Genomic DNA, 24,232 nt, shown 5'->3' with positions numbered 1-24,232 from the left:
CTGTCTCAGGGGTTTTCGAGGTCGTGCCCCAGCGACTGGATAAACAACGAAAACAGCTCCGGTTGCGACGAGATATCCAGTTTCGCGTACAGATGCCGCCGATGCACTTTCACGGTGTCCGGCGAGATGTTCAAACGCTCGGCCATGGCCTTGGACGAGAACCCGCGCAACACCAGGCGCGCCACTTCCAGTTCACGTTCCGACAGCACACCGCAGCCAAAATGACTTAATGCATCGCGTATCTGCGTGTCCATGGCCGGCACACGCTGCGTGCTTTGCTGCCAATGCTGTTGCATCAGCGGCACTACCCACGTACCCACCATCGTCATCAAGCCGGTTTCTTCGGCAGTGAACCTGCGCTGCATGCCCAGCGACAACGACAGCGTGCCCGCACCCGGTAGTTGCAGGATGAACTGCATCTCGTCTTCCAGCACGTTGTCGTGGAAGTAGTTGAGGTAGTACTCACTCTGGCGAAAATGGTCCGGTGCCACTTCCTCCAGGCGGTAAACGCCACTCAAATAACCCTCACGGCACGCCTGGAAAAACGGGTCGAGCAAATACAAACCATTGAGGTACACCAGCATCGATGCCGGTTTGCTACTGGGCTGGGCATCGTATTCTTCCAGGGCCTGGGGCGGGCCCTCCAGCGGATAGTAAATCGCCAGGGCGTTATCGAACGCCAAGCTCTGGTGCAGCAACAACACCAGCTGTTTCCAGAAGTGCTCGGTGCCGATGTGCGCCACGGTGCGGCCCAGGCCTGCGTGCATGCCGACTTCCCGAAACAGGCTCATGTGTCAGGCTCCCGCCAGCAAAAGATCGCCCAAGCCTTCGGCTTTTGCCGAGTGCCGTCAAGGGGGAGTACGCCAATAGGGGAATTGGCTGACAAGCCCCCGTTCGTTAACGTCGGCATCATTCAACGGGAAATATATCCCGGCAAAACCCCCTTTTTTCGTTTCTGCCTCACACCAAGAACAACGACAGAGGATAACGATATGAGTGCTTCCCCCGCGCCCGACGGCGTATTGAAACCCACCCTGAGCGTCTTCGATGTAGTGGCCATTACCGTTTCGGCGGTGACCCCAGCCAGTTCCGTGTTCGTCATCGCACCGTTTGCCATCCAGCAGGCCGGCAGCGGCGTGTTCCTGGCGTTTGTCATGGCGGGCTTGCTGGCGCTGATGTTCGCGTTTTGCTACGCCGAACTGGGCCGCGCCCACAACAGCGCTGGCGGTGAATACGTATACGCCAAGCGTGTATTTGGCGGCATGGCTGGTTATGCGACCTTTCTGACAGTACTGGTGATGCTGCTGTTTATCCCGCCGGTGCTGGCCACGGGGGCGGCGACTTACTTGAACAACGCCCTCGGCACAAAATTCGACTCACAAACCGTCGCCCTGGTCATCGTGGTGTGCAGCTACGCCCTGGGCATCCTCAATATCAAGCTGAATGCCTGGATCACCGGCACCTGCCTGCTGCTGGAAGTGGCGGCGTTGCTGGTGATCGTGTACCTGGGCTTTGGTAACCCGATGCAATCGGCCAGTGTGCTGTTCGAGCCGCAGATCGTCGAAAACGGTGTGCTGCACGCGGCGCCGTGGGCTCTGGTGATTGGTGCGGTGGGTATCGGTTTGTTTTCCTACAATGGCTATGGCCCGGCGGTGCTGCTGGCTGAGGACATGAAATGCGGCGGCAAAGGCGTGCACAAGGCCGTGCTGTGGTCGCTGGGGTTGGTGGTGATCATCGAATTGGTGCCGATCACCGCGCTGTTGATCGGCGCGCCGTCCCTGAGCGAGATGATCGCCAGCCCGGACCCCATTGGTTACCTGCTGACCAGCCATGGCAATGAAACCCTGTCGCGCCTGGTCAGTGCGGGGATCTTTCTGTCGGTATTCAACGCCATCGTCGCCATCGTGATCCAGATCGGCCGTGTGGTGTTCAGCAGCGGCCGCGATGCGCTGTGGACGCCGAGCATTAATAAAATCTTCACCCGTATTCACCCGCGTTGGGATTCACCGTGGTTGGCTACGCTGTTCCTGGCGATCCCTTCGGCGCTGCTGAGTTTCAGCTCCAACCTCGCCGACCTGACCTCGTTCAGCGTATTGCTGATCATGCTGGTGTACCTGGTGGTGGCGTCAAGCGCGTTGATGAGCCGCGTGCTGCTGCGCGACCGTGAGCACCCGTATCGCATGCCGTTGTGGCCGCTGCCGGCGTTGGTCGCAGTATTGGGCGCGGGTTATTTGCTGGTGACCCTGGTGGCGGCAGCCTCGATCAGGGACATCATGATCATCATCGGCTTGCTGGCCCTGTCGGTGATTTTGTATTGCATCAGCGGCCGGTTCAGTCCGGTCTTCCAGAAATTGTAAGGAGTGGTTATGCGCGCACGTCAATTGGGCATCACGTTGGGGCTGGGCACGCCCGGGGAATTGAACGCCATCACCGATGTGCCGGGCGTACGGGTCGGTCACAGCACGCTCAAGACCCGTATCGACGGCAAGCAAGTGCGTACCGGCGTCAGCGTGATCCAGCCGCGTGCCGGTGAGGCGCGGCAGCAGCCGTGCTTTGCCGGCTACCACGTACTTAATGGCAACGGCGATGCCACCGGCCTTGAGTGGATCAACGAGGCGGGGCTTTTGACCACCCCGCTGGCCATCACCAACACCCACAGCATCGGCATTGTGCGCGACACCCTGATTGCCCTGGAGCGCGAGCGCCTGGCGGACCCGTCGGTGTATTGGTGCATGCCAGTGGTCATGGAAACCTACGATGGCTTGCTCAACGATATCTGGGGCCAGCACGTGGGGCCGGAGCATGTGCGCGAAGCCTTGGGCAGTGCCGAATCCGGCCCGGTGCAAGAGGGCGCTGTGGGCGGCGGCACCGGGATGATCTGCCACGAGTTCAAAGGGGGAATCGGCACGGCGTCGCGGCGCCTTTCGGCAGAGCAGGGCGGCTGGACCGTCGGCGTGCTGGTGCAGGCCAACCATGGCAAGCGCCAGGAGTTGCGAGTGGATGGCTACCCGGTGGGCCGCCAACTGATGGACATTCCCTCGCCGTTCGCCGAGCGCGGTACGCCGGGCATGGGCTCTATCGTAGTGATCATCGCCACGGACGCGCCGTTGCTGCCGCATCAATGCAAGCGGCTGGCGCAACGCGCGTCCATCGGCATCGCCCGCACGGGCGGCGGCACCGAGGACTCCAGCGGCGACCTGTTCCTGGCCTTCGCCACTGGCAACCAGGACTTGCCGCCGGCGGATTACGGGCGCAAGGGGCTGCCGTTCAGCAGTGCCTTGCAGATGGTCAATAACGACCACATTTCCCCGCTGTTCACTGCGGCGGCGGAAGCGGTGGAAGAGGCGATCATCAACGCGATCCTGGCAGGCGAGGACATGCTCACCGATGACGGTGTGCGCGTACCTGGCCTGAAAGGTGAAGTGATGCTGGAGGCATTGCACGCGTGTGGATGGAACGTGTCCCGGTAATAGGGGACAACGCTAACTATTACTGTAAGTAGTGGCTGTTTAATGTTGCCAATGGCACCGTGGCAATATATTGGATCCATTAATAAGGCGCGCCGCTCAAGTTGAGCGGCGTTAACGTTATTTAATATTTAAATAAGTACCGCTTGTTTTTTGTCGGACAAAATCTCGTACACCCAATAAACACGGACTGCGCTCTGCTTAGTTAGTACTCGACTCAGTTTTTTGCGCCGGAAAAGATGTAGACGAAAGATTTCAAGTTGTGTCAGTTTTCTTACGCCTTCAAAAGAGGCGAGTGATAGGACGATCTCGCCCGCGGGGTTCCTATCGATCAAAGACTGATGCACTTGCAAACAAGGAAGTACGTTTATGTCAAAAGTAAAAGACCAGGCTATTGTGTCGGCGGCGCAAGCCAGCACTGCTTACTCGCAAATCGATAGCTTTAGCCATTTGTATGACCGTGGCGGCAATCTCACGATCAATGGCAAACCGTCCTACTCCGTCGACCAGGCAGCTACCCAGCTGCTGCGCGACGGTGCCGCCTACCGGGACTTTGATGGCAACGGCAAGATCGACCTGACCTACACCTTCCTGACCTCGGCGTCGTCCAGCACCCTGAACAAACATGGCATCTCGGGCTTCAGCCAGTTCAGCGCACAACAGAAAGCGCAGGCCGCGCTGGCCATGCAATCCTGGGCGGATGTGGCCAACGTCACCTTTACCGAAAAGGCCAGCGGCGGTGATGCCCACATGACCTTCGGCAACTACAGCGGTGGCCAGGACGGCGCGGCGGCTTTCGCCTACCTGCCCGGTACCGGTGCGGGCTACGACGGCACGTCGTGGTACCTGACCAACAGCAGCTACACGCCGAACAAAACCCCGGACCTGAACAACTATGGCCGGCAAACCCTCACCCACGAAATCGGCCACACCCTGGGGCTGGCTCACCCTGGCGACTACAACGCCGGGAACGGCAACCCGACCTACAGCGACGCGACCTATGGACAGGACACGCGCGGCTACAGCGTCATGAGCTACTGGAGCGAGAGCAACACCAACCAGAACTTCAGCAAGGGCGGAGTCGAAGCCTACGCCTCCGGCCCGCTGATCGACGACATCGCGGCGATCCAGAAGCTCTACGGCGCCAATTACAACACCCGTGCTGGCGACACCACCTACGGTTTCAACTCCAACACCGGGCGTGATTTCTACAGCGCCACCTCCAATGCCGACAAGCTGGTGTTCTCGGTGTGGGACGGCGGTGGCAATGACACCCTGGACTTCTCCGGCTTTACCCAAAACCAGAAGATCAACCTCAATGAGGCGTCGTTCTCCGACGTGGGCGGCCTGGTAGGCAACGTGTCCATCGCCAAGGGTGTGACGGTCGAGAACGCCTTTGGCGGTTCGGGCAACGACCTGATCATCGGCAACAACGCGGCTAACGTAATCAAGGGCGGTGCCGGCAACGACATCATCTACGGCGGCGGCGGTGCGGACCAACTGTGGGGCGGCGCAGGCAACGACACCTTCGTGTACGGTGCCAGTTCCGACTCCGCGCCAGGGGCGTCGGACAAGATCTTTGACTTCACCTCGGGCTCGGACAAGATCGACCTGTCCGGCATCACCAAGGGCGCGGGCCTGACCTTCGTCAATGCCTTCACCGGGCATGCTGGCGATGCTGTACTGACCTACACCGCAGGCACCAACCTGGGCACCTTGGCGGTAGACTTCTCCGGGCACGGCGTGGCGGACTTCCTCGTCACCACCGTCGGCCAGGCAGCGGTCAGCGACATCGTGGCGTGATGCAAAAGCGCGGCGTTTCGGCGCCGCGCTTCTGGGAAGGAGCTTGAAGATGCAACGTTTTTTCAACTTGATCGCCGGCGTATCGCAGGTGATGTTCGTGTCGGCAGGAGCCCACGTTATGGCCAGCAGTCTTGTTTTACCCACCAGCGCTCAATTGGCGGGGCATTGGCAATTGCACCAGCAGGGGCAAGTCTGCGCCCTCGATCTGTTGGAGCAGGCCAATGCCCTCGGCGGCGATGTGGCCTGCGCCGAACAATGGCTGGGGGACAAACCCCTGAGCTGGTCGCCGACCCCGGACGGCATCTGGCTGATGAATGCCGAAGGCACTGGCATTACGCACTTGAGTCGCCAGAAAAACGGTGACTACCAGGGGCGCACACCGTCCGGTGATGCAGTGGTATTGCAACGCGCACCTTAGTTGCCCGTTATAACGCTATAACCCGATGTATTAGTTGACCGTCCCTTACCAGGGGCGCGGGCAACTATTGCGTGTGATTTGGTTCAAGGAAGATCGAACACTATGGCCAGGCCGCCGTTATTCAAAGCGCTGGGTGAATACAAGAGCATCTTGATCAGTGTCGGTTGTTTTACCGCGCTGATTAACCTGTTGATGCTGGTGCCCTCTATTTACATGCTGCAAGTCTATGACCGCGTACTGTCCTCCCAGAATGAAACAACGCTGGTGATGTTGACGTTGATGGTCGTTGGCTTTTTTGCGTTTATTGGCACCCTGGAAGTAATCCGCAGTTTTATCGTGATCCGCATCGGCAGCCAGTTGGAGCGGCGCTTCAACTTGCGCGTCTACAAAGCCGCGTTCGAGCGCAACTTGCAGCGCGGCCAGGGGCACGCCGGGCAATCCCTGGGCGACCTGACTCATATTCGCCAATTCATCACCGGGCCTGCGCTGTTCGCGTTTTTTGATGCGCCGTGGTTTCCCATCTATTTGCTGGTGATCTTCCTGTTCAACGTGTGGCTGGGTGTGCTTGCCACCACCGGGGCCGTTTTGCTGATCGGCTTGGCGTGCCTCAACGAATACCTGACCAAAAAGCCCCTGGGTGAAGCTAGCGGTTATTCCCAACAATCCACGCAACTGGCCACCAGCCACTTGCACAACGCCGAGACCATCCAGGCGATGGGCATGCTCGGTGCGTTGCGCAAACGCTGGTTTGCCGTGCACTCGCAGTTTCTCGGGTTGCAGAACCAGGCCAGCGACACCGGTTCGGTGATCACCGCCCTGAGCAAATCCCTGCGCCTGTGCTTGCAATCCTTGGTGCTGGGGCTGGGTGCGTTGCTGGTGATCAAGGGCGATATGACGGCCGGGATGATGATTGCCGGTTCCATCCTGATGGGCCGTGTATTGAGCCCCATCGACCAGTTGATTGCGGTGTGGAAGCAGTGGAGTTCGGCAAAACTGGCCTACCAGCGGCTGGACGCTTTGCTGCGCGAATTCCCGCCGGAAGCCGAACAGATGAAATTACCGGCACCTAAGGGCCAGGTCAGCTTCGAACAGGTCAGTGCGGGCCCGCCGGGGCGGCGAGTGGCGACCTTGCACCATGTCAGTTTCAACCTCGGCGCTGGCGAAGTGCTGGGCGTACTCGGTGCGTCGGGCTCCGGCAAGTCGACCCTGTCCCGCGTGTTGGTAGGCGTATGGCCGGTGTTGTCCGGCACCGTGCGCCTGGACGGTGCGGATATTCATCGCTGGGAACGCGACGACCTCGGCCCGCACATCGGCTACCTGCCCCAGGACATCGAATTGTTCAGTGGCAGCATCGCCGACAACATTGCGCGCTTTCGCGAGGCGGACCCGGACCTGGTGGTGAAGGCCGCGCAACAAGCCGGTGTGCACGAGTTGATCCTGCGGCTACCCTACGGCTACGACACCGTCCTGGGCGATAACGGCGCGGGCCTGTCCGGCGGGCAGAAACAACGGGTGGCCCTGGCCCGTGCGCTGTACGGCGGACCGCGCCTGATTGTGCTGGACGAGCCCAACTCCAACCTCGACACCGTCGGTGAAGCCGCATTGGCCAGCGCCATTGTGCAGATGAAAGCCCAGGGCAGCACGGTGGTACTGGTTACCCATCGCTCGGCGGCATTGGCCCAGGCCGACAAGTTGATGGTCCTGAACGAAGGCCATCTACAGGCCTACGGACCGAGCCAGGAGGTGCTGCGGGCGTTGTCCGGGCAGCGCGAACAACCGCCCCAAGCAAGGATGCCAGCATGACTCACGAACAACACGACGCGCGTTTTTTTGCGCGCATGGGCTGGTTGCTGACGGTGGTTGGTGCTGGCGGTTTTTTCCTGTGGGCTAGTTTGGCACCGTTGGACCAGGGCATTCCGGTGCAAGGTACGGTGGTGGTCTCGGGCAAGCGCAAGGCGGTGCAAACCCTGAGCCCTGGCGTGGTCAGCCGCATCCTGGTGAAGGAGGGCGAAACCGTCACGCAAGGCCAGGCGCTGTTTCGCCTCGACCAAACCCAGCATCAGGCTGATGTGCAATCGCTGCAGGCGCAGTACCGCATGGCCTGGGCCAGCGTGGCGCGCTGGCAGAGCGAGCGTGACAACCGCACCGGCATTACATTTCCGGTCGAGCTCAGCGCCAATCCCGATCCCGCGCTGGCGTCGGTGCTGGAAGGCCAGCGCCAACTGTTCAGCAGCCGCCGCGAGGCCTTTGCCCGCGAGCAGGCCGGGATTCGCGCCAATATCGACGGTGCCACCGCGCAACTCGGCGGCATGCGCCGTGCCCGCAGCGACCTGACGGCCCAGGCCCGGTCCCTGCGCGATCAACTCGGCAACCTGCAACCCTTGGCCGACAACGGCTACATCCCGCGTAACCGGCTGATGGAGTACCAGCGCCAGCTGTCCCAGGTGCAACAGGACCTGGCACAGAACACCGGCGAAAGTGGCCGGGTAGAGCAGGGCATTCTGGAGTCGCGGCTCAAGTTGCAGCAACACAGCGAGGAGTATCAAAAGGAAGTGCGCAGCCAGTTGGCCGATGCGCAATTGCGCAGCCTGACCCTGGAGCAGCAACTGACCTCCGCCGGTTTTGATTTGCAACACAGCGAGATCATCGCCCCGGCGGACGGCATAGCGGTCAACCTCAGCGTGCACACCGAGGGCGCGGTGGTGCGTGCCGGCGAAACGTTGCTGGAGATCGTGCCCCAGGGCACGCGCCTGGAAGTGGAAGGGCACCTGCCGGTGCATTTGGTGGACAAGGTCGGCACCCAGTTGCCGGTGGACATTCTGTTCACGGCGTTCAACCAGAGCCGCACGCCACGGGTACCGGGGCATGTCAGCCTGATTTCCGCCGACCAGATGCTCGATGAAAAAACCGGCGCGCCGTATTACGTACTGCGCACCACCGTCAGCGAGGCCGCACTGGAAAAACTCCAAGGCCTGGTGATCAAACCCGGCATGCCCGCCGAGATGTTTGTGCGCACCGGTGAGCGCTCGTTGCTCAACTACTTGTTCAAGCCGCTGCTGGATCGTGCCGGCTCCGCGTTGACCGAGGAATGAACATGAAAGCGGTGTTTATTGCCTTGCTCCTGACCTGCGCCAACGCCCAGGCCGCCATGGGCCCGTTTGATGTGTACGAACAAGCGCTGCGTAACGATCCGGTATTCCTCGGTGCCATCAAGGAGCGCGACGCTGGCCTGGAAAACCGCGCTATCGGGCGTGCCGGGCTGCTGCCCAAGCTGTCGTACAACTACAACAAAGGCCGCAACAACTCCCAGGCGACGTTGCCCGATGGGCGCGGTGGCAGTTACCACGACGACCGCAACTACAACAGCTACGGCTCAACCTTCAGTCTGCAACAGCCGCTGTTCGACTACGAGGCCTATGCCAACTACCGCAAGGGCGTGGCCCAGGCACTGTTTGCCGATGAAAGCTTTCGCGACAAGAGCCAGGCGTTGCTGGTGCGCGTGCTGACCTACTACACCCAGGCGTTGTTCGCCCAGGACCAGATCGACATCGCCCGCGCCAAAAAGAAGGCCTTCGAACAACAGTTCCAGCAGAACCAGCACCTGTTCCAACAGGGCGAGGGCACCCGCACCGATATTCTCGAAGCGGAGTCGCGCTATGAACTGGCCACGGCCGAGGAGATCCAGGCACTGGATGAACAGGACGCCTCGTTGAGGGAGTTGGGCGCCTTGATCGGCGTGCCAAGTGTCGACATCCATGACTTGGCGCCGCTGAACCAAGGCTTCGCCGCGTTCACCTTGACCCCGGCCAATTACGACACCTGGCATGAGCTGGCGATCAGCAACAACCCGACACTGGCCTCCCAACGCCAAGCCCTGGAAGTGGCGCGCTTTGAGGTGGAACGCAACCGCGCCGGGCATTTGCCCAAGGTCACGGCGTATGCCAGCTCGCGCCAGCAGGAGTCCGACAGCGGCAACACCTACAACCAACGCTACGACACCAACACCATCGGCGTGGAAGTCAGCCTGCCGCTGTACGCCGGTGGTGGCATCTCGGCCTCCACCCGCCAGGCCAGCCGCGCCATGGAACAGGCCGAATATGAGTTGGAGGGCAAGACGCGCGAAACCTTGATCGAATTACGCCGCCAGTTCAGCGCCTGTCTGTCGGGGGTGAGCAAGTTGCGCGCTTATCAAAAGGCATTGACCTCCGCCGAAGCGCTGGTGGTGTCGACCCGGCAAAGCATCCTGGGTGGCGAGCGCGTGAACCTGGATGCGCTTAACGCAGAGCAGCAGCTCTACAGCACCCGCCGCGACCTGGCGCAGGCGCGTTATGACTACCTGATGGCCTGGACCAAATTGCACTACTACGCCGGCAACCTGCGCGACACCGATTTGGCCAAGGTGGATGAGGCGTTTGGGGCAGCGCAACGATAATTACGGACGCAGAGCGTCCTGGGCAGCATTCCCACGCAGAGCGTGGGAACGATCAGAGAGGCACTACCATGGGAATCTTTGACTATAAAAACCTCGGCAGCGAGGGCTCCAAAGCGTTGTTTGCCGATGCCATGGCAATCACGTTGTACAGCTATCACAACCTGGATAACGGTTTTGCCGTGGGCTACCAACACAATGGCCTGGGGCTGGGTTTACCGGCGACGTTGGTGGGGGCGCTGCTGGGCAGCACGGATTCCCAAGGCGTGATACCGGGCATTCCCTGGAACCCGGATTCGGAAAAAGCCGCCCTGGAGGCTGTCCAAAAAGCCGGTTGGACGCCCATCAGCGCCAGCGCCTTGGGGTATGGCGGCAAGGTTGATGCACGGGGCACGTTTTTCGGCGAAAAGGCCGGCTACACCACCGCGCAAGTGGAGGTGCTGGGCAAGTACGATGACGCGGGGAAACTGCTGGAGATCGGCATCGGTTTTCGCGGCACCTCCGGGCCGAGGGAGAGCCTGATCAGCGACTCCATCGGCGACCTGGTCAGCGACCTGCTGGCGGCACTGGGGCCCAAGGATTACGCAAAGAACTACACGGGCGATGCCTTTGGTGGCCTGCTTAAAAGCGTCGCCGATTACGCCAGTAACCACGGCCTCAGTGGCAAGGACATAGTGGTCAGCGGCCATAGCCTGGGCGGCCTGGCGGTCAACAGCATGGCCGATTTAAGCACTGATCAATGGTCAGGGTTCTACAAGGATGCCAACTACGTCGCCTATGCCTCGCCGACCCAGAGCACCGGCGACAAAGTGCTTAACATCGGTTATGAAAACGACCCGGTATTCCGCGCGCTGGACGGTTCATCCTTCAACCTGTCGTCCTTGGGCGTACACGACAAACCCCATGAATCGACCACCGACAATATCGTCAGCTTCAACGACCACTACGCCTCGACGCTGTGGAATGTGCTGCCGTTTTCCATCGCCAACCTGCCGACCTGGATCTCCCATTTACCCACCGGTTACGGCGACGGCCTGACGCGCATCGTTGAATCCGGTTTCTACGAGCAAATGAGCCGCGACTCCACGGTGATCGTGGCCAACCTGTCCGACCCGGCACGCGCCAACACCTGGGTGCAGGACCTGAATCGCAACGCCGAGCCCCACACAGGCAACACCTTCATCATCGGCAGCGACGGCAACGACCTGATCCAGGGGGGTAAGGGCGCGGACTTTATCGAGGGCGGCAAGGGCAATGACACGATCCGCGACAACAGTGGCCACAACACCTTCCTGTTCAGTGGTCACTTTGGCAACGACCGCATCATTGGCTACCAGCCCACCGACAAACTGGTGTTCAAGGATGCAGACGGCAGCACCGACCTGCGTGACCACGCCAAAGTGGTCGGCGCAGACACGGTACTCATGTTTGGCGCCGACTCGGTCACGCTGGTGGGGGTCGGCCATGGCGGATTATGGGCCGACGGTGTGGTGATCAGCTGACGCCTCAACGCCAATGCTGCCCCCGCCAGCCGCCCCCGTACGGCCGGTGAGGGTAGCCATAACCGTAATAGTGATGCGGATAATAGTAGTAAGGCCGAGGACCGTAGCCCCAGTGGCCGTAATAGATCGGCGGCGCAGGCGGTTGCACCACGATCACCCGCGGAGGCTGGCGGATGATGATGGTGTCGGCAAACACCGGCGCACTCGCCAGGGCAGCCAGGGTCAAGGGAATGAGTAACAGCGCGCGTACCGCTGGGGACAGGCGTGCCATGGCGGTGGTTCTCCGTTCTGCCGCGTTCGAAGATGAAGGCGGCTTACCGGTTAAACGCAGGGTCGATGGGGAATCCTTCGGTGAATAAATCTTCACGTGGCCAGTACTGACGGCGGCGACGGAATGCTGGGGGCTCACACGTTAAAGGCGTACCTGCGAGTTGTTTTCGCGCGCTACGTGGGAGGAACTGAACATGTCCCGGCTTCGATTGTTACTGTGCGCCGTGGTACTGCTGGGGTTGGGTGGGTGTGCGGTGTACCCGGCCTATCCGGGGCCGTGCTGCTACCGGCCGTACTACCACTCGTATTACTACCATCCCTACTATCACCCGTATTACCACCCGTACTACCGGTATTGAATTGTAGTGAGCGGGCTTGCCCCGCGCTGGGGGGCGAAGCGGCCCCAACAAAAAACACCGCGGTCTGTCAGGCAGAACGCGGTGTTTTGTTTAGGGCGGCTTCGCCCCCCAGCGCGGGGCAAGCCCGCTCACTACAGGGCTTACTTTTCCTTGATGACGGTGGCCACATCGGCGGCCTTTACGCGTACCCGCTTGCCGGCGATGTCGGTGAATTCGTAGAAGCCGTCGGCGCTGTTGGTCTTGGGCAAATCCTTGGTCAAATACTGTGTGCCGTTTTGCAGTGTCACCACGGTTTGCGTTGCGCAACCGCTCAAAAACAGAAAAGTGAGTGCAACCAGTGGCAGACCCAAATTCTTCATGTTCATTACCTATACCTTTAACCTTGAAAAATCCCGCGCCAGAGCTGCGGGGTCACAAATTTTACGCCATCGACTTCCCCATCTGATCACTTTTATACAAAAAGTTGCGTGCGCCATTTATCTATTACCGATTGCAACACGGGCTAGGTGGCGGCACTCTGTATGCATAACCAGTATTTGATCACCGTGCGCCATGGCCAATCCCCTCGACGACCCGCTCTATTACCTGCATAACTTCCGCCAGGTGGCGCATTGGCTGGGGCAACGCTATGCCGATTTGCTTGATGCAGACGAAGCACATTTCATTCAGCAATTTGACAGCTTGCCGCAAGCTTCCCAGGCGTTGTTGGTGCGCATGGTGATGCGCAAAGGTGTGCACTTTCGTGCGGGCAAGCTCAATTATCGGGAGATCGGCTGTACGCATGCCGCCGCAGGGCCGCTGTTGGAATTGGGTTGGGTGCTGGACCAATCCCCGCTGGCGTTTGAAGAGCTGTTCGGCTTGCTGCAAAAAGCAGAGGTTTTCAGTGCGTTCAAGCCCTGGATCGAGCAGCCCAAGGGCAACAAAACCGATTGGTTTGAAGGCTTGGCGGCGCAGTTCACCGAAAGCCGCAGCTTCTCTGGTTGGTGTCCCGAGCTCGCCGATACGCTCTACAGCCTCAGCGTGATGGAGCTGTGCGACCGTTTGCGGCTGATGTTTTTCGGCAACCTGCATCAGGATTGGTCCGAGTTCGTACTGGCCGACCTGGGCATCTACACCTACGAAAAAGTCGAGTTCTGCGCCGAATCCCGTGGCTTGCGCAGCCGTGATGACGTGCACGGCTTTCTATTCCTGCACCAGTGCCAGCAGGCCTTTGAGGCCGGCGAAGCGTTGGAGCCCGTACTGGCCGACATCGCAACACTCAGCACCGACAACCCTTGGTTGGAAAAACGCCGCGCCAAGCTGTTGTTCCAGGTGGGGCAGTATTGCGAGCGCATCGCCGAATTAGACCAGGCGCAGCAGATCTACCGCACCTGTGCATACCCCGGCGCACGTTCACGGCTGATCCGCGTACTGGAGCGCCAAGAGGATTTCGTCCAGGCCATGGCGCTGGCGAGCGAGGCGCAACACGCGCCGCAAAGTGCCGCCGAGCAGCAGCACCTGCTGCGGGTCTTGCCGCGACTGCGTCGAAAACTCGGCGAGCCGGCGCTGCCCAAGGTCAAGCCCCGCCCCGTTACCCGCTTAGATCTGGACCTTGCGCTGCCGGACCCTTTGATGTCGGTGGAGTACTGCGTGCAGGCGCACTTGAGTGAGCCGGACGGGCCGGTGCATTACGTGGAAAACGGCCTGATCAACTCGCTATTCGGCCTGCTGTGCTGGGAGGTGATTTTCGCGCCGTTGCCGGGTTCGTTTTTCCACCCATTCCAGCGTGGCCCGGCGGACCTGCACAGTGAAGACTTCCATCAGCGCCGTGCGCCGTTGTTCGCCGCGTGCTTCGAGCAACTGCAGGATGAACGCTACAAGGCCACTGTCCGCCAGCGTTACCTGGACAAATGGGGCATACAGTCGCCGTTCGTGTTCTGGAACCTGCTCAGTGAAGAACTGCTGGACCAGGCCTTGGAATGTTTGCCCGCCGAACACCTGCGCTACTGGTTCGAACGCTTGCTGCTGGACATCCGCGCCAACCGCGCCGGCATGCCAGACCTGATCCAGTTCTGGCCGGCGCAAAAGACCTACCGCATGATCGAAGTGAAGGGCCCCGGCGACCGTCTGCAAGACAACCAACTGCGCTGGCTGGAGTTCTGCGGTGAGTATCAGATGCCGGTCACGGTCTGTTACGTACGCTGGGCGGAGCAAACGGCTTGAGCTACAGCGTGGCCGTGCGGGCGCTGTGTGAGTTCACCGCCAAGGTTGGCGACCTTGACCTGCGCTTTACCCCGTCGCCCAGTGCCCAGGAAGGCATTGCCGGTCATCGTACCGTGGCCTCGCGCCGCAGCCAGCATTACCAGAACGAAGTGGCGCTGGAAGGCGAGTACCAGCAACTCAAGGTGCGGGGCAGGGCGGACGGCTACGACCCGGATGCCAATCGCCTGGAAGAAGTGAAAACCTATCGCGGCGACTTGGACGCCCAACCTGCCAATCACCGGCAACTGCACTGGGCCCAGGTCAAGGTGTATGGCTGGTTGATGTGCCAGAAGCTCGGCCTTGCAGAGATCAACCTGGCGTTGGTGTATTTCGATATCGTCGGCGAAGGCGAAACGTTGCTAAGCCAACACTTCCAGGCCATTGAGCTGGAAGCGTTCTTCAACAAGCAATGCATGCTGTTCCTCGGCTGGGCCCAACGGGAGATGCAGCACCGCGAAGCGCGTAACAGTGCCGCACAGACACTGGCCTTTCCTCATGCCGATTTCCGTGCGGGCCAGCGCGCCCTTGCCGAGTCGGTGTACAAGGCCGTCAGCACCGGCCGCTGCCTGATGGCCCAAGCCCCCACGGGCATTGGTAAAACCATCGGCACGATCTTCCCGTTGCTCAAGGCCTTGGCGCCCCAGCAACTGGACAAGGTGTTCTTCCTCACCGCCAAGACCCCCGGTCGCAAGCTCGCCCTGGATGCGGCCCAGGTGCTGTACGCCAATAATCAAGACCTGTCGTTGCGGGTATTAGAACTGGTGGCCCGGGACAAAGCCTGCGAACACCTGGACAAAGCCTGCCACGGTGATTCCTGCCCATTGGCCAAGGGCTTCTACGACCGTCTGCCCGCCGCGCGCATCGCGGCGTCCCAGGTGCGCCTGCTGGACCAGCGCAATCTACGGGAGGTGGCCTTGGCCCACGACGTCTGCCCGTATTACCTGAGCCAGGAAATGGCCCGCTGGGCCGACCTGGTAGTCGCCGACTACAACTACTATTTCGACTTCGGTGCCATGCTGTTCGGCCTGGCCCAGCTCAATCAATGGCGCGCTGCCGTGCTGGTGGACGAAGCCCATAACCTGGTGGAACGCGCCCGTTCGATGTACAGCGCCAGCCTCGACCAGTACCACCTCAAGACCCTGCGTGACACCGCGCCAGAGGCATTGAAGAAGCCGCTGCAGCGCCTGAACCGTGAATGGAACGCGCTGCACAAAGACCAGGTTGCGCCGTATCAGGCCTACGTCGCCCGGCCGGAAAAACTGCTGCAAGCCCTGAGCCTGTGCACCAGCGCGATGGGCGAGTACTTCAACGATCACCCCGAAGCATTGAGCGGTGACCTGCAAACCTTTTACTTTGATGCACTGCAGTTCGCCAAAGTCGCTGAGCTATTCAACGAACACTTCATCTTCGATATCAGCAAACGCCAACTCAGCGGCAAACGCAGCAACTCGACCCTGTGCCTGCGCAACGTGGTCCCCGCCGAATTCATCCGCCCACGCTTGACCGCCGCCCGCAGCAGCGTGTTGTTTTCCGCAACACTAAGCCCACGCCACTACTACGCCGACCTGCTGGGGTTGCCAGCGGACACGGCGTGGATCGATGTGGAATCGCCGTTCAAGGCCGAGCAGTTGCGCGTGCGCATTGTCGACGAAATATCCACGCGTTTTGCCCATCGCAGTGCGTCGCTTGCGCCTATCGTCGAGCTGATCACCCAGCAGTTCGCTCAACAACCGGGCAATTACCTGGCGTTCTTTTCAAGCTTCGATTACTTGCAACAAGTGGCGCAGTTGCTTGCCGAAAAACACCCACACATCCCGCTGTGGCAGCAATCACGCGGCATGGCCGAAGCCGAGCGTCAGGCATTCCTCGATCAGTTCACTCAACACAGCCAGGGCGTGGGGTTTGCTGTGTTGGGCGGAGCGTTTGGCGAGGGGATCGACTTGCCGGGCAGTCGCTTGATTGGGGCCTTCATTGCCACGCTGGGGTTGCCGCAACTGAACCCGGTCAATGAGCACATGAAGGCCAGAATGGGCGCTATTTTTGGCGCGGGGTACGACTACACGTATCTGTACCCCGGCATTCAAAAGGTCGTGCAGGCGGCAGGGCGGGTAATTCGCGGCCAGCACGATCGTGGGGTGGTCATGTTGATTGATGACCGGTTTGGGGAGCCGCAAGTGCGGCGGTTGTTGCCGCAGTGGTGGGCGTTCAACTGATGGTTATCGTTCGGCGCAACGATTCTTCGAGCTCGACGGCGCGGTGGCAAGAAAACCAACTGTGCAGTTCAGTGCAGCAACTTGCGTCCTTGAAACGCTCATTTCCGGTCACCCTGATACGCAGGTATTTCGCGGCGTAATCATCGTAGTGCATTGGAAAGAAGGCATTCATGCTGCAAACATGTCGCCAAAAACGAGGTGCCCGATGGACGAACTTGCACAGGGACAACTGCTGATAAACGATATTTCGTTGAGCGTACACACGGCTGGCCCCGAAACCGGCCCACCCATTTGGCTACTACACGGCTTCCCTGAATGCTGGCATTCGTGGCGCGAACAAATCCCCGCATTAGCCCAAGCCGGCTACCGGGTATTTGCTCCTGAGATGCGCGGCTACGGTCGTTCCAGCTCGCCGCCAGACGTAGCTGATTACGACCTGCTGACGCTTTGCGCAGACATCCAGGCCGCCATGGACCTGCTGGGCCATCGCCAGGTGACAATGGTCGGGCATGACTGGGGCGCGGTAGTGGCCTGGCACCTGGCCTTGTTGGAACCTGAGCGTGTCACCTCATTGGTCACCCTGTCGGTACCGTTCGCCGGAAGAGCGCGGCGACCGGTGATTGAAATCATGCGTGAGTTATACGCTGATCGTTTCAATTACATTTTGTACTTCCAGAAACCGGGCGTGGCCGAGCAAGAGCTGAATGCCGACATCGAGCGCACGCTACGGCTGTTCATGCAGGATCAGGATGTGTTCCTGCAGCACAAGCCAGCCAGCGCTGCCTTGCTTGAAGGTGTCAGCGCACCGGGTGAGTTGCCTGATTGGTGCAACCAGCAGGACCTGGATGTCTACGTGCAGACCTTTGTCGAACACGGTTTTCGCGGGCCTTTGAACTGGTACCGAAACTTCGAGCGCAATTGGCAACGCACCGATTTTCTTGCCGGCAAGCAGGTATTGCAACCCACGTTGTTCCTGATTGGCGACCGCGACCCGGTGGGTGTGTTTGAAGCCCACACCCTCAAGCGCATGCCCGACTCTGTGCCCAACCTGGAACAACATGTCTTGTCCAACTGCGGTCACTGGATCCAGAACGAGCAAGGCGCGCAGGTCAACGCGCTCCTGCTCGACTTTCTAGAGAGAACGAAAACGTAGCTCCGTGTCCCGGTCGATCAACCAACTGAATACTGCGCCCGTGCAATTGCAGGATGCGATGCACGATTCGCAGGCCCAACCCGCCATCCCGGCGCGCACCGCCGATGGTGAAGGCGCGCAGGAACACGCCCTCACGCAACTCGGCATCGATGCCGGGGCCGCTGTCACTTACGGTGACGGTGACGCCATCCGCAGCGGCCGACAGGATGACTTCAACCTCGCCATTCACCGGCGTATGGCGCAAGGCGTTGTCCAGCAGGTTGGTCAGTACGCGCTCGATCAACCCCAGGTCGGCGTACACCGTCGGCACCAGTGGTGGCAGGATGGCGATGAGGCTAATGGTGCGGGCCTCAGCGGTCAGTTCGAACTTCTGAAACACATCCTGCACCAAGTCCGGCAATGAAAACCCTTCGATCACCGGTTGCACAAAACCGTGTTCCAATCGCACCAGCTCCAGCAGCGACTGTGCCAAACCACCCACCTTACGGCTCTGGTCCAGGGCGATGCCCAGGTAGCGGCGCCGCTCTTCAGGGCTCAGGCTGGCATCCTTGAGCGAGAGCGTTTCCAGATAACCATGCATAGACGCCAATGGCGTGCGCAGGTCATGGGAAATATTGGCCACCATTTCCCGACGTTCCTGGTCCTGATGGGTGATGGCCCGCCATTGTTCGCCCAGGCGGTTTTCCATCTGCACGAAGGCGTGGTCGAGCACGGCGATCTCGTCGCTGCTGTCCAGCTCTGGAGTAACGGTTTGAGCAGGTTTGGGCGCGCCGTTGATGTCGAACTGGCCGACCTTGTCGGTGAGCTGGCGCAGCGGGCGGGTGATCCAGGCAAAGGCGATGAGGCCGGCCATCAGGCAGAGCAGGGCGACCAGGCCGATAGACCACAGCGCGATTTTCAGCGCCATGCCGGTGGCGTCCTTCGCGTCATAGGCATCATGGGCTTCGCCCAGCAGCACCACATACAGGAAACCGGTTTGCTGGCCGCCGGCCTTGAGCGGCGCGGCGCTGAAGACCTTGCGCCCATCGACGCTGCGCGGGTCATCGCCGAGGATCGGCAGCATGGCGCCGCTGAGAAAACGCCGGATCGGTGCCAGGTCTACGTGATCGCGCAGCAAGTGCCCGCTAGGCGCGGCATTGCCGACCACACGGCCATCGATGTCGAGCAGGTACACCTCGACACTCGGGTTCACCAGCATTAGTTGGCTGAACAGGTTGCGCACGGCATCAGGCTTGAGGCCATCGGCATCCATCAACTGAGTATCGCGGGCTATATGCGCAGCCAGATCGCGGGACAGGCCTTGTACCACCTCCAACTCGTGCATGCGGTTGGAGCGCACTTGCAGCCAGGCCGAGGTGCCGCTGCAAATCACCAGCAACACGGCAAACACTACCGACAGGCGTTGGGTGAGGGTCAGCTTCATGGCGAACTCTCGGCAAACTTGTAGCCACGGCCCCATACCGTGAGGATGCGCGCCGGGTTGGCCGGGTCGGCTTCAACCTTGGCGCGCAGGCGGTTGATATGGGTGTTTACCGTGTGTTCATAACCTTCATGGCTGTAGCCCCACACCGCGTTGAGCAGGTCCATGCGCGAGAACACTTTGCCCGGCTGGCGTGCGAAGAAGTACAGCAGGTCGAATTCACGTGGGGTGAGGTCCAGGCGTTGACCTTGCAGCGTGGCGTCGCGGGTTAGCGGGTTGATGAACAGCTGGCCGAGTTCAAGGCTGCCGGCGTCCATTTTCAGGTTGCGTGCCATGGCGTCTACCCGGCGCAGCAGCGCTTTGACCCGCGCCACCAGCTCCGGCATGGAGAAGGGTTTGGCCAGGTAATCGTCGGCCCCCAGTTCCAGGCCGAGGATGCGGTGCATTTCGCTGGAGCGGGCGCTGGTAATGATGATGGGCGTGTAGCGCGCCATGGCGCGGGCATGGCGGCAGATTTCCAGGCCGTCGACGCCGGGCAGCATCAGGTCAAGGATCAGCGCGTCCCAACCGCCTTGCTCCAGCAGGCGCAGGCCTTCGCTGCCGTCGGCGCTGTGCACCACCTCGAAGTGTTCGTCGCGCAGGTGCAGGCAGATCAGGTCGGCAATGTGGGCGTCGTCCTCGACCACCAGGACTCGTTTGGGCTGATCCATGTAAGAGAAACCTTCGCTTGTGGTTCGCGCATTGTGCGGGTTTTGCAACAGTGTAGTTATCACGAATTGTTTAACTCTGCGTGAGGATTCCGCGACCGTACAGGGCTCAGGATGGCGCCATTGCTGCGGTTGTAGTGAGCGGTCAAGCATCGAGGAGAAACACATGTACTCACGTCGACAACTATTGCTGGCCGGTGGTGGCCTGGGTGTCGCGGTCCTGGCCGGTGGCCTGCTCAAGCAGCTCGACCTGGTCAGCGACGCCGACGCCGCTGAAACCTTCGAGGTCAACCACACCGACGCCGAATGGCGCAGCCTGTTGACCGCCGAGCAATACGCAATCCTGCGCGAGGAGGGCACCGAACGGCCCTACACCAGCACGCTGAATGACGAACACCGCGCCGGCTTGTTTGCCTGCGCCGGGTGTGCGTTACCGCTGTTTTCCTCAAGCACCAAGTTCAACAGCCACACCGGTTGGCCGAGTTTCTGGCAGCCGTTGGACAACGCCGTCGCCAGCCACACCGACACCTCCTACGGCGTGGTGCGCAAGGAAATCCACTGCCGCCGTTGTGGCGGTCACCAAGGGCACGTGTTTGACGACGGCCCGCAGCCCACCGGCCTACGCTATTGCATGAATGGCGCGGCCATGACGTTTACGGCGGCATAAGCCGATGTCTTTTCATTCGTATAAGGTTCGATCCCATGTGGCTCCTGGTTCTCGCGTATCTGGGCGGCGTGCTGACAATCGTCAGCCCGTGCATCCTGCCTGTTCTGCCTTTTGTCTTCGCTCGCACCGGGCAGCCGTTTTTGCGCAGTGGCTTGCCGCTGTTAGCGGGGATGGCGGTGACGTTCGCCCTGGTAGCCACGCTGGCGGCGGTGGGCGGCGGTTGGGTGGTGCAAGTCAATCAATACGGGCGCTGGCTCGCGTTGCTGTGCGTTGCCCTGTTCGGCTTAACGCTATTGTTTCCACAACTGTCGGAACGCCTGACCCGTCCGCTGGTGGCCGCCGGCAGTCGCCTGTCGCAAGCCGCCGGGGCCGACGCCAAGCCGCGTCCGGGCGCATCGTTCCTCATCGGCGTGGCCACCGGGTTGCTGTGGGCACCGTGCGCCGGGCCCATCCTGGGGCTGGTGTTGACCGGTGCCGCGCTGCAGGGCGCCAGCATCGGTACTACCTTGCTCCTGCTGGCGTACGCCGCCGGGGCTGCCACCTCCCTGGCTCTGGCGCTGTTGGTCGGCGGTAAAGTCTTTGGCGTGATGAAAAAATCCCTCGGCGCCGGTGAATGGCTGCGCCGTGGCCTGGGTGCGTTGATGCTGGCCGGTGTGGCGGCAATCGCCTTGGGCCTGGACACCGGCGTGTTGTCGCGGCTGTCGACGGCCTCGACCGGCGGCCTGGAGCAAAGCCTGGTGGATCGCCTGAGCGCCAAGCCGGCCCAGCAGGGTGGGGCGATGATGATGGCCGCCAACCATGGCAGTGACACGCTGCCGATCGAAGGGGCGTTGCCGCCGCTGGACGGTGCCGTGCAATGGCTCAACAGCCCGCCACTGACTACCGAGGCGCTCAAGGGCAAGGTCGTGCTGGTGGATTTCTGGACCTACTCCTGCATCAACTGCCTGCGCACGCTGCCTTACGTCAAGGCCTGGGCCGAGAAGTACCGTGACCAGGGCCTGGTAGTGATTGGCGTGCACGCGCCGGAATTTGCCTTTGAACGGGACGTGAACAACGTCACCAAGGCCATGAAGGATCTTGGGATCACCTACCCGGTGGCCATCGACAACAACTACAAGATCTGGCGCGCGTTCAACAACCAATACTGGCCGGCCCATTACTTTGCCGACGCCAAGGGCCAGATTCGTTATCACCATTTTGGCGAAGGCGACTACGCCGAGTCCGAGCGCGTTATCCAGCAATTGTTGCGTGAGGCTGGGGCTAAAAATGTGGCGGGCGGGTTGATCGAAGCGGACGCCAAGGGCGTGCAACAGGCACCGGACATGAACGAGGTGCAGTCGCCGGAAACCTACCTGGGCTCCCAGCGCGCCGAGAACTTCGTCAAGAGCGGCCCCTTGGCCCTGAACAACTGGACCCTGGAGGGCCAATGGAATGTGGGCGGCCAGCAAGTCACCCTCGACCAGGCCGGTGGGCGCATCGTGTACCGCTTTCATGCGCGTGACCTGCACCTGGTGCTGGGGCCTGGCGCAGACGGCAAGCCGGTGCGTTTCAAGGTAACGATTGACGGCCAGGCACCGGGCGACGCCCACGGTACGGATGTGGCACCGGATGGCAGTGGCACCGTGACTGAGCAGCGCTTGTATCAGCTGGTGCGCCAGTCGGGTGCCGTGCAGGACCGCACGTTCACCATCGAATTCCTCGACCCCAACGTGGCGGCCTACGCCTTTACTTTTGGCTAACCCATTTCTGAATTGATAACCCAATCAGTGTGGGAGCGGGCTTGCTCGCGAATACGGTGGATCTGCAAGCACATCAGGTGACTGATACACCGCATTCGCGAGCAAGCCCGCTCCCACAGTTGACCGTGTTTTGGAGTGAGATCTATGAAAATTTCGAAATACCTACCCGTGCTTGCGTTGACCGCGTTTATTGGCCAAGCCCACGCCTTCTCCTTCGGCCCGTCCGATGACGCCGTGGTCATCGCTCCCCCGGCGCTGGACCTGCCCGCCACTCCGGGCAACCTGCAAACCGCAGTGTTCGCCGGCGGTTGCTTCTGGGGCGTCCAAGGCGTGTTCCAACACGTGCAAGGCGTGAAAAACGCCGTCTCCGGCTATGACGGTGGCGCGGCGAACACGGCCCAATACGAATCCGTCAGCGAAGGCGATACCGGCCACGCCGAGTCGGTTTCCGTCACCTACGACCCGAGCAAGATCAGCTACGGCAAGCTGTTGCAGATCTACTTCTCAGTCGCCCACAACCCCACCGAACTCAACCGTCAAGGCCCGGACACCGGCACCCAGTACCGCTCGGCGATCTTTGCGCAGAATGCCGAACAGCAAAAAGTCGCCCAGGCCTATATAGCCCAGTTGGACGCCGCCAAATCGTTCGATAAACCCATCGTGACCCAGATCGAAATGGGCAAGTCGTTCTACCCGGCGGAGTCTTACCATCAGGACTTCCTCACCGAGAACCCGTCCTATCCGTACATCGTGATCAATGACCTGCCGAAAGTGGCACAGCTTAAAAAATTGTTCCCCGATCAATACCGCGCCGAACCGGTGCTGGTGAAACACCAATAACCCATGTGGGAGCGGGCAAGCCGCTCCCACATTGTTGGGCCTCTGTGTGGCTTAAATCACTTCCAGGTAAGAGCTGTGTATCGCCCGCGCGAGCTCACGTACCGTGTCGATGAAGTCCGTCAGCCGGCTGTGCAAGCCGTCCTCAAGAATCTCATCAATCCCCGTGTACCGAAGCCGCGCCTCGAATTCGGCGGCCAGGCGTTGCGCTGCGCGGCCATAACTGCCGGGGAGGTCCGACAGGATATGGCTCAGCTCCTCGATACACGCATGCAACGAGCGCGGCACATCGCTGCGCAACAGCAGCAGCTCGGACACCGAACGTGCGTTCAATGCATTGGGGTACAGCTCGGTATACGCCTCGAACGACGACAGCGCACGGAGCAGGGCGCTCCACTGGTAGTAACCGCGTGCCGACAAGTCGCTGACTTCTTCCGACTCCTCGCCAAACATCTCGTAGCGCGCATCCAGCAGGCGCAGCGTGTTGTCTGCGCGCTCGACGAAGGTGCCCAGGCGGATAAACCGGTAGGCGTCATTGCGCATGATGGTGCCGGAGGTCGCGCCGCGGAACAGGTGTGAACGCTGCTTGACCCAATCGCAGAAGTGACTGATGCCATGCCGCGCCAGGCCGCCGGCGGCGATGCTGCGCATTTCCAGCCACGTGGCGTTGAGGTTTTCCCACATGTCGGCGGTAATTCGTCCGCGCACCGCGTGGGCATTGCCCCGGGCGGCGCGCAGGCAGTTGTAGATGCTGGCCGGGTTTTCTTCGTCGAGGGCGAAGAAGTGCAGCATGCGTTCAGCGTCCAGTTGCTTATGGCGTTCCAGGTAGCTGTCCAGGGTGCCGCTGCTGAGCAGCGACATTGCCAGTTCGTCCAGCCCATCACTACGCCCGGCCTGAGGCATCAGCGATAGCGAGTAGCTGACTTCGAGCATGCGTGCCAGGTTTTCGGCGCGCTCCAGGTAACGGGACATCCAGTACAGATCTGCGGCGGTTCTACTCAACATAC

The 24,232-nt window shown here is 60.8% G+C and carries 21 protein-coding genes; 15 read left to right on the top strand and 6 right to left on the bottom strand.

What is annotated here, in order from left to right; genetic code table 11:
• Positions 1 to 5 precede the first annotated feature (5 nt).
• Positions 6 to 791, bottom strand: a complete 786-nt coding sequence (locus CFE47_RS03880) for a helix-turn-helix transcriptional regulator (protein ID WP_286835572.1) — start codon at positions 789 to 791, stop codon at positions 6 to 8.
• 201 nt (positions 792 to 992) lie between these two features.
• Between CFE47_RS03880 and CFE47_RS03875 the strand changes: the two genes are divergently transcribed.
• The 8 genes from CFE47_RS03875 (at position 993) to CFE47_RS03840 (ending at position 11,619) form a co-directional block, all read left to right on the top strand.
• Positions 993 to 2,357, top strand: a complete 1,365-nt coding sequence (locus CFE47_RS03875) for an APC family permease (RefSeq protein ID WP_286835571.1) — start codon at positions 993 to 995, stop codon at positions 2,355 to 2,357.
• Between the two features lie 9 nt (positions 2,358 to 2,366).
• Positions 2,367 to 3,470 carry a DmpA family aminopeptidase gene (locus CFE47_RS03870; RefSeq protein WP_286835570.1) on the top strand — a complete coding sequence of 368 codons (1,104 nt, stop codon included), beginning with the start codon at positions 2,367 to 2,369 and terminating at the stop codon, positions 3,468 to 3,470.
• 366 nt (positions 3,471 to 3,836) lie between these two features.
• Complete coding sequence (locus CFE47_RS03865) at positions 3,837 to 5,270, top strand: serralysin family metalloprotease (RefSeq protein WP_286835569.1); 1,434 nt, start codon at positions 3,837 to 3,839, stop codon at positions 5,268 to 5,270.
• 49 nt (positions 5,271 to 5,319) lie between these two features.
• Positions 5,320 to 5,688 carry an AprI/Inh family metalloprotease inhibitor gene (locus CFE47_RS03860; RefSeq protein ID WP_286835568.1) on the top strand — a complete coding sequence of 123 codons (369 nt, stop codon included), beginning with the start codon at positions 5,320 to 5,322 and terminating at the stop codon, positions 5,686 to 5,688.
• Positions 5,689 to 5,790: 102 nt separating this feature from the next.
• Positions 5,791 to 7,491, top strand: coding sequence for a type I secretion system permease/ATPase (locus CFE47_RS03855; RefSeq protein WP_286835567.1), 1,701 nt, complete (start codon positions 5,791 to 5,793; stop codon positions 7,489 to 7,491).
• On the top strand, positions 7,488 to 8,780 hold the full coding sequence (locus CFE47_RS03850) for an HlyD family type I secretion periplasmic adaptor subunit (protein ID WP_286835566.1): 1,293 nt from the start codon (positions 7,488 to 7,490) through the stop codon (positions 8,778 to 8,780). The genes CFE47_RS03855 and CFE47_RS03850 overlap by 4 nt, the downstream gene beginning before the upstream one ends.
• Positions 8,781 to 8,782: 2 nt before the next feature.
• Complete coding sequence (locus tag CFE47_RS03845) at positions 8,783 to 10,120, top strand: TolC family outer membrane protein (RefSeq protein WP_286835565.1); 1,338 nt, start codon at positions 8,783 to 8,785, stop codon at positions 10,118 to 10,120.
• Positions 10,121 to 10,188: 68 nt separating this feature from the next.
• Positions 10,189 to 11,619, top strand: a complete 1,431-nt coding sequence (locus CFE47_RS03840) for a polyurethane esterase (protein WP_286835564.1) — start codon at positions 10,189 to 10,191, stop codon at positions 11,617 to 11,619.
• Positions 11,620 to 11,623: 4 nt separating this feature from the next.
• Here CFE47_RS03840 and CFE47_RS03835 read toward each other — a convergent pair whose 3' ends face one another.
• Positions 11,624 to 11,890 (bottom strand): hypothetical protein, encoded by a 267-nt coding sequence (locus tag CFE47_RS03835; protein ID WP_286835563.1) that lies wholly within the window; start codon positions 11,888 to 11,890, stop codon positions 11,624 to 11,626.
• A 193-nt stretch (positions 11,891 to 12,083) separates the two neighbouring features.
• Here CFE47_RS03835 and CFE47_RS03830 point away from each other — a divergent pair, with 193 nt between their 5' ends.
• Positions 12,084 to 12,248, top strand: a complete 165-nt coding sequence (locus tag CFE47_RS03830; protein ID WP_176998315.1) for a hypothetical protein — start codon at positions 12,084 to 12,086, stop codon at positions 12,246 to 12,248.
• A gap of 140 nt (positions 12,249 to 12,388) precedes the next feature.
• On the opposite strand, the gene CFE47_RS03825 is transcribed toward CFE47_RS03830, so the two are convergent.
• Positions 12,389 to 12,613 (bottom strand): YgdI/YgdR family lipoprotein, encoded by a 225-nt coding sequence (locus CFE47_RS03825; RefSeq protein ID WP_185706260.1) that lies wholly within the window; start codon positions 12,611 to 12,613, stop codon positions 12,389 to 12,391.
• Between the two features lie 187 nt (positions 12,614 to 12,800).
• Between CFE47_RS03825 and CFE47_RS03820 the strand changes: the two genes are divergently transcribed.
• The 3 genes from CFE47_RS03820 (at position 12,801) to CFE47_RS03810 (ending at position 17,855) form a co-directional block, all read left to right on the top strand.
• Complete coding sequence (locus tag CFE47_RS03820; protein ID WP_286835562.1) at positions 12,801 to 14,450, top strand: VRR-NUC domain-containing protein; 1,650 nt, start codon at positions 12,801 to 12,803, stop codon at positions 14,448 to 14,450.
• Complete coding sequence (locus tag CFE47_RS03815; RefSeq protein ID WP_286835561.1) at positions 14,447 to 16,702, top strand: ATP-dependent DNA helicase; 2,256 nt, start codon at positions 14,447 to 14,449, stop codon at positions 16,700 to 16,702. Before CFE47_RS03820 ends, CFE47_RS03815 begins: the two co-directional genes overlap by 4 nt.
• Before the next feature lie 205 nt (positions 16,703 to 16,907).
• Positions 16,908 to 17,855, top strand: coding sequence for an alpha/beta fold hydrolase (locus tag CFE47_RS03810; RefSeq protein ID WP_286835560.1), 948 nt, complete (start codon positions 16,908 to 16,910; stop codon positions 17,853 to 17,855).
• On the opposite strand, the gene CFE47_RS03805 is transcribed toward CFE47_RS03810, so the two are convergent.
• Both CFE47_RS03805 and CFE47_RS03800 read right to left on the bottom strand, forming a co-directional pair.
• On the bottom strand, positions 17,812 to 19,278 hold the full coding sequence (locus CFE47_RS03805) for a sensor histidine kinase (RefSeq protein WP_286835559.1): 1,467 nt from the start codon (positions 19,276 to 19,278) through the stop codon (positions 17,812 to 17,814). The two genes, CFE47_RS03810 and CFE47_RS03805, sit on opposite strands and share 44 nt — an antisense overlap.
• On the bottom strand, positions 19,275 to 19,985 hold the full coding sequence (locus CFE47_RS03800) for a response regulator transcription factor (RefSeq protein ID WP_286835558.1): 711 nt from the start codon (positions 19,983 to 19,985) through the stop codon (positions 19,275 to 19,277). Before CFE47_RS03800 ends, CFE47_RS03805 begins: the two co-directional genes overlap by 4 nt.
• 163 nt (positions 19,986 to 20,148) lie before the next feature.
• On the opposite strand from CFE47_RS03800, the gene msrB reads away from it, so the two are divergent.
• From msrB to msrA, 3 genes are all read left to right on the top strand, one after another.
• The gene (gene msrB, locus CFE47_RS03795; protein WP_286835557.1) at positions 20,149 to 20,649 is read left to right on the top strand and encodes a peptide-methionine (R)-S-oxide reductase MsrB; all 501 of its coding nucleotides are present in this window, start codon (positions 20,149 to 20,151) and stop codon (positions 20,647 to 20,649) included.
• A 35-nt stretch (positions 20,650 to 20,684) separates the two neighbouring features.
• Positions 20,685 to 22,388: a cytochrome c biogenesis protein DipZ gene (locus CFE47_RS03790; protein ID WP_286835556.1), complete on the top strand. Its 1,704-nt coding sequence runs from the start codon at positions 20,685 to 20,687 to the stop codon at positions 22,386 to 22,388.
• A gap of 144 nt (positions 22,389 to 22,532) precedes the next feature.
• A complete protein-coding gene (msrA, locus tag CFE47_RS03785) occupies positions 22,533 to 23,228 on the top strand; it encodes a peptide-methionine (S)-S-oxide reductase MsrA (protein WP_286835555.1) in 696 nt (231 codons plus the stop codon).
• 51 nt (positions 23,229 to 23,279) lie between these two features.
• On the opposite strand, the gene CFE47_RS03780 is transcribed toward msrA, so the two are convergent.
• Positions 23,280 to 24,230 (bottom strand): alpha-E domain-containing protein, encoded by a 951-nt coding sequence (locus CFE47_RS03780; protein WP_185706238.1) that lies wholly within the window; start codon positions 24,228 to 24,230, stop codon positions 23,280 to 23,282.
• Between the last annotated feature and the right edge of the window lie 2 nt (positions 24,231 to 24,232).

The organism is Pseudomonas sp. PGPPP1, from assembly GCF_002255865.1.
GTDB lineage: Bacteria > Pseudomonadota > Gammaproteobacteria > Pseudomonadales > Pseudomonadaceae > Aquipseudomonas > Aquipseudomonas cremoris.
The sequence above is the reverse complement of the archived record's forward strand: the minus strand, read 5'-3'. Positions and strand labels throughout refer to the sequence as shown.

Bases quoted from the DNA above. Each gene is read 5' to 3' on its own strand.
- CFE47_RS03880 (WP_286835572.1), bottom strand. From the start codon at position 791: ATGAGCCTGTTTCGGGAAGTCGGCATGCACGCAGGCCTGGGCCGCACC.
- CFE47_RS03875 (WP_286835571.1), top strand. From the start codon at position 993: ATGAGTGCTTCCCCCGCGCCCGACGGCGTATTGAAACCCACCCTGAGC.
- CFE47_RS03870 (WP_286835570.1), top strand. From the start codon at position 2,367: ATGCGCGCACGTCAATTGGGCATCACGTTGGGGCTGGGCACGCCCGGG.
- CFE47_RS03865 (WP_286835569.1), top strand. From the start codon at position 3,837: ATGTCAAAAGTAAAAGACCAGGCTATTGTGTCGGCGGCGCAAGCCAGC.
- CFE47_RS03860 (WP_286835568.1), top strand. From the start codon at position 5,320: ATGCAACGTTTTTTCAACTTGATCGCCGGCGTATCGCAGGTGATGTTC.
- CFE47_RS03855 (WP_286835567.1), top strand. From the start codon at position 5,791: ATGGCCAGGCCGCCGTTATTCAAAGCGCTGGGTGAATACAAGAGCATC.
- CFE47_RS03850 (WP_286835566.1), top strand. From the start codon at position 7,488: ATGACTCACGAACAACACGACGCGCGTTTTTTTGCGCGCATGGGCTGG.
- CFE47_RS03845 (WP_286835565.1), top strand. From the start codon at position 8,783: ATGAAAGCGGTGTTTATTGCCTTGCTCCTGACCTGCGCCAACGCCCAG.
- CFE47_RS03840 (WP_286835564.1), top strand. From the start codon at position 10,189: ATGGGAATCTTTGACTATAAAAACCTCGGCAGCGAGGGCTCCAAAGCG.
- CFE47_RS03835 (WP_286835563.1), bottom strand. From the start codon at position 11,890: ATGGCACGCCTGTCCCCAGCGGTACGCGCGCTGTTACTCATTCCCTTG.
- CFE47_RS03830 (WP_176998315.1), top strand. From the start codon at position 12,084: ATGTCCCGGCTTCGATTGTTACTGTGCGCCGTGGTACTGCTGGGGTTG.
- CFE47_RS03825 (WP_185706260.1), bottom strand. From the start codon at position 12,613: ATGAACATGAAGAATTTGGGTCTGCCACTGGTTGCACTCACTTTTCTG.
- CFE47_RS03820 (WP_286835562.1), top strand. From the start codon at position 12,801: ATGGCCAATCCCCTCGACGACCCGCTCTATTACCTGCATAACTTCCGC.
- CFE47_RS03810 (WP_286835560.1), top strand. From the start codon at position 16,908: ATGGACGAACTTGCACAGGGACAACTGCTGATAAACGATATTTCGTTG.
- CFE47_RS03805 (WP_286835559.1), bottom strand. From the start codon at position 19,278: ATGAAGCTGACCCTCACCCAACGCCTGTCGGTAGTGTTTGCCGTGTTG.
- CFE47_RS03800 (WP_286835558.1), bottom strand. From the start codon at position 19,985: ATGGATCAGCCCAAACGAGTCCTGGTGGTCGAGGACGACGCCCACATT.
- msrB (WP_286835557.1), top strand. From the start codon at position 20,149: ATGTACTCACGTCGACAACTATTGCTGGCCGGTGGTGGCCTGGGTGTC.
- CFE47_RS03790 (WP_286835556.1), top strand. From the start codon at position 20,685: ATGTGGCTCCTGGTTCTCGCGTATCTGGGCGGCGTGCTGACAATCGTC.
- msrA (WP_286835555.1), top strand. From the start codon at position 22,533: ATGAAAATTTCGAAATACCTACCCGTGCTTGCGTTGACCGCGTTTATT.
- CFE47_RS03780 (WP_185706238.1), bottom strand. From the start codon at position 24,230: ATGTTGAGTAGAACCGCCGCAGATCTGTACTGGATGTCCCGTTACCTG.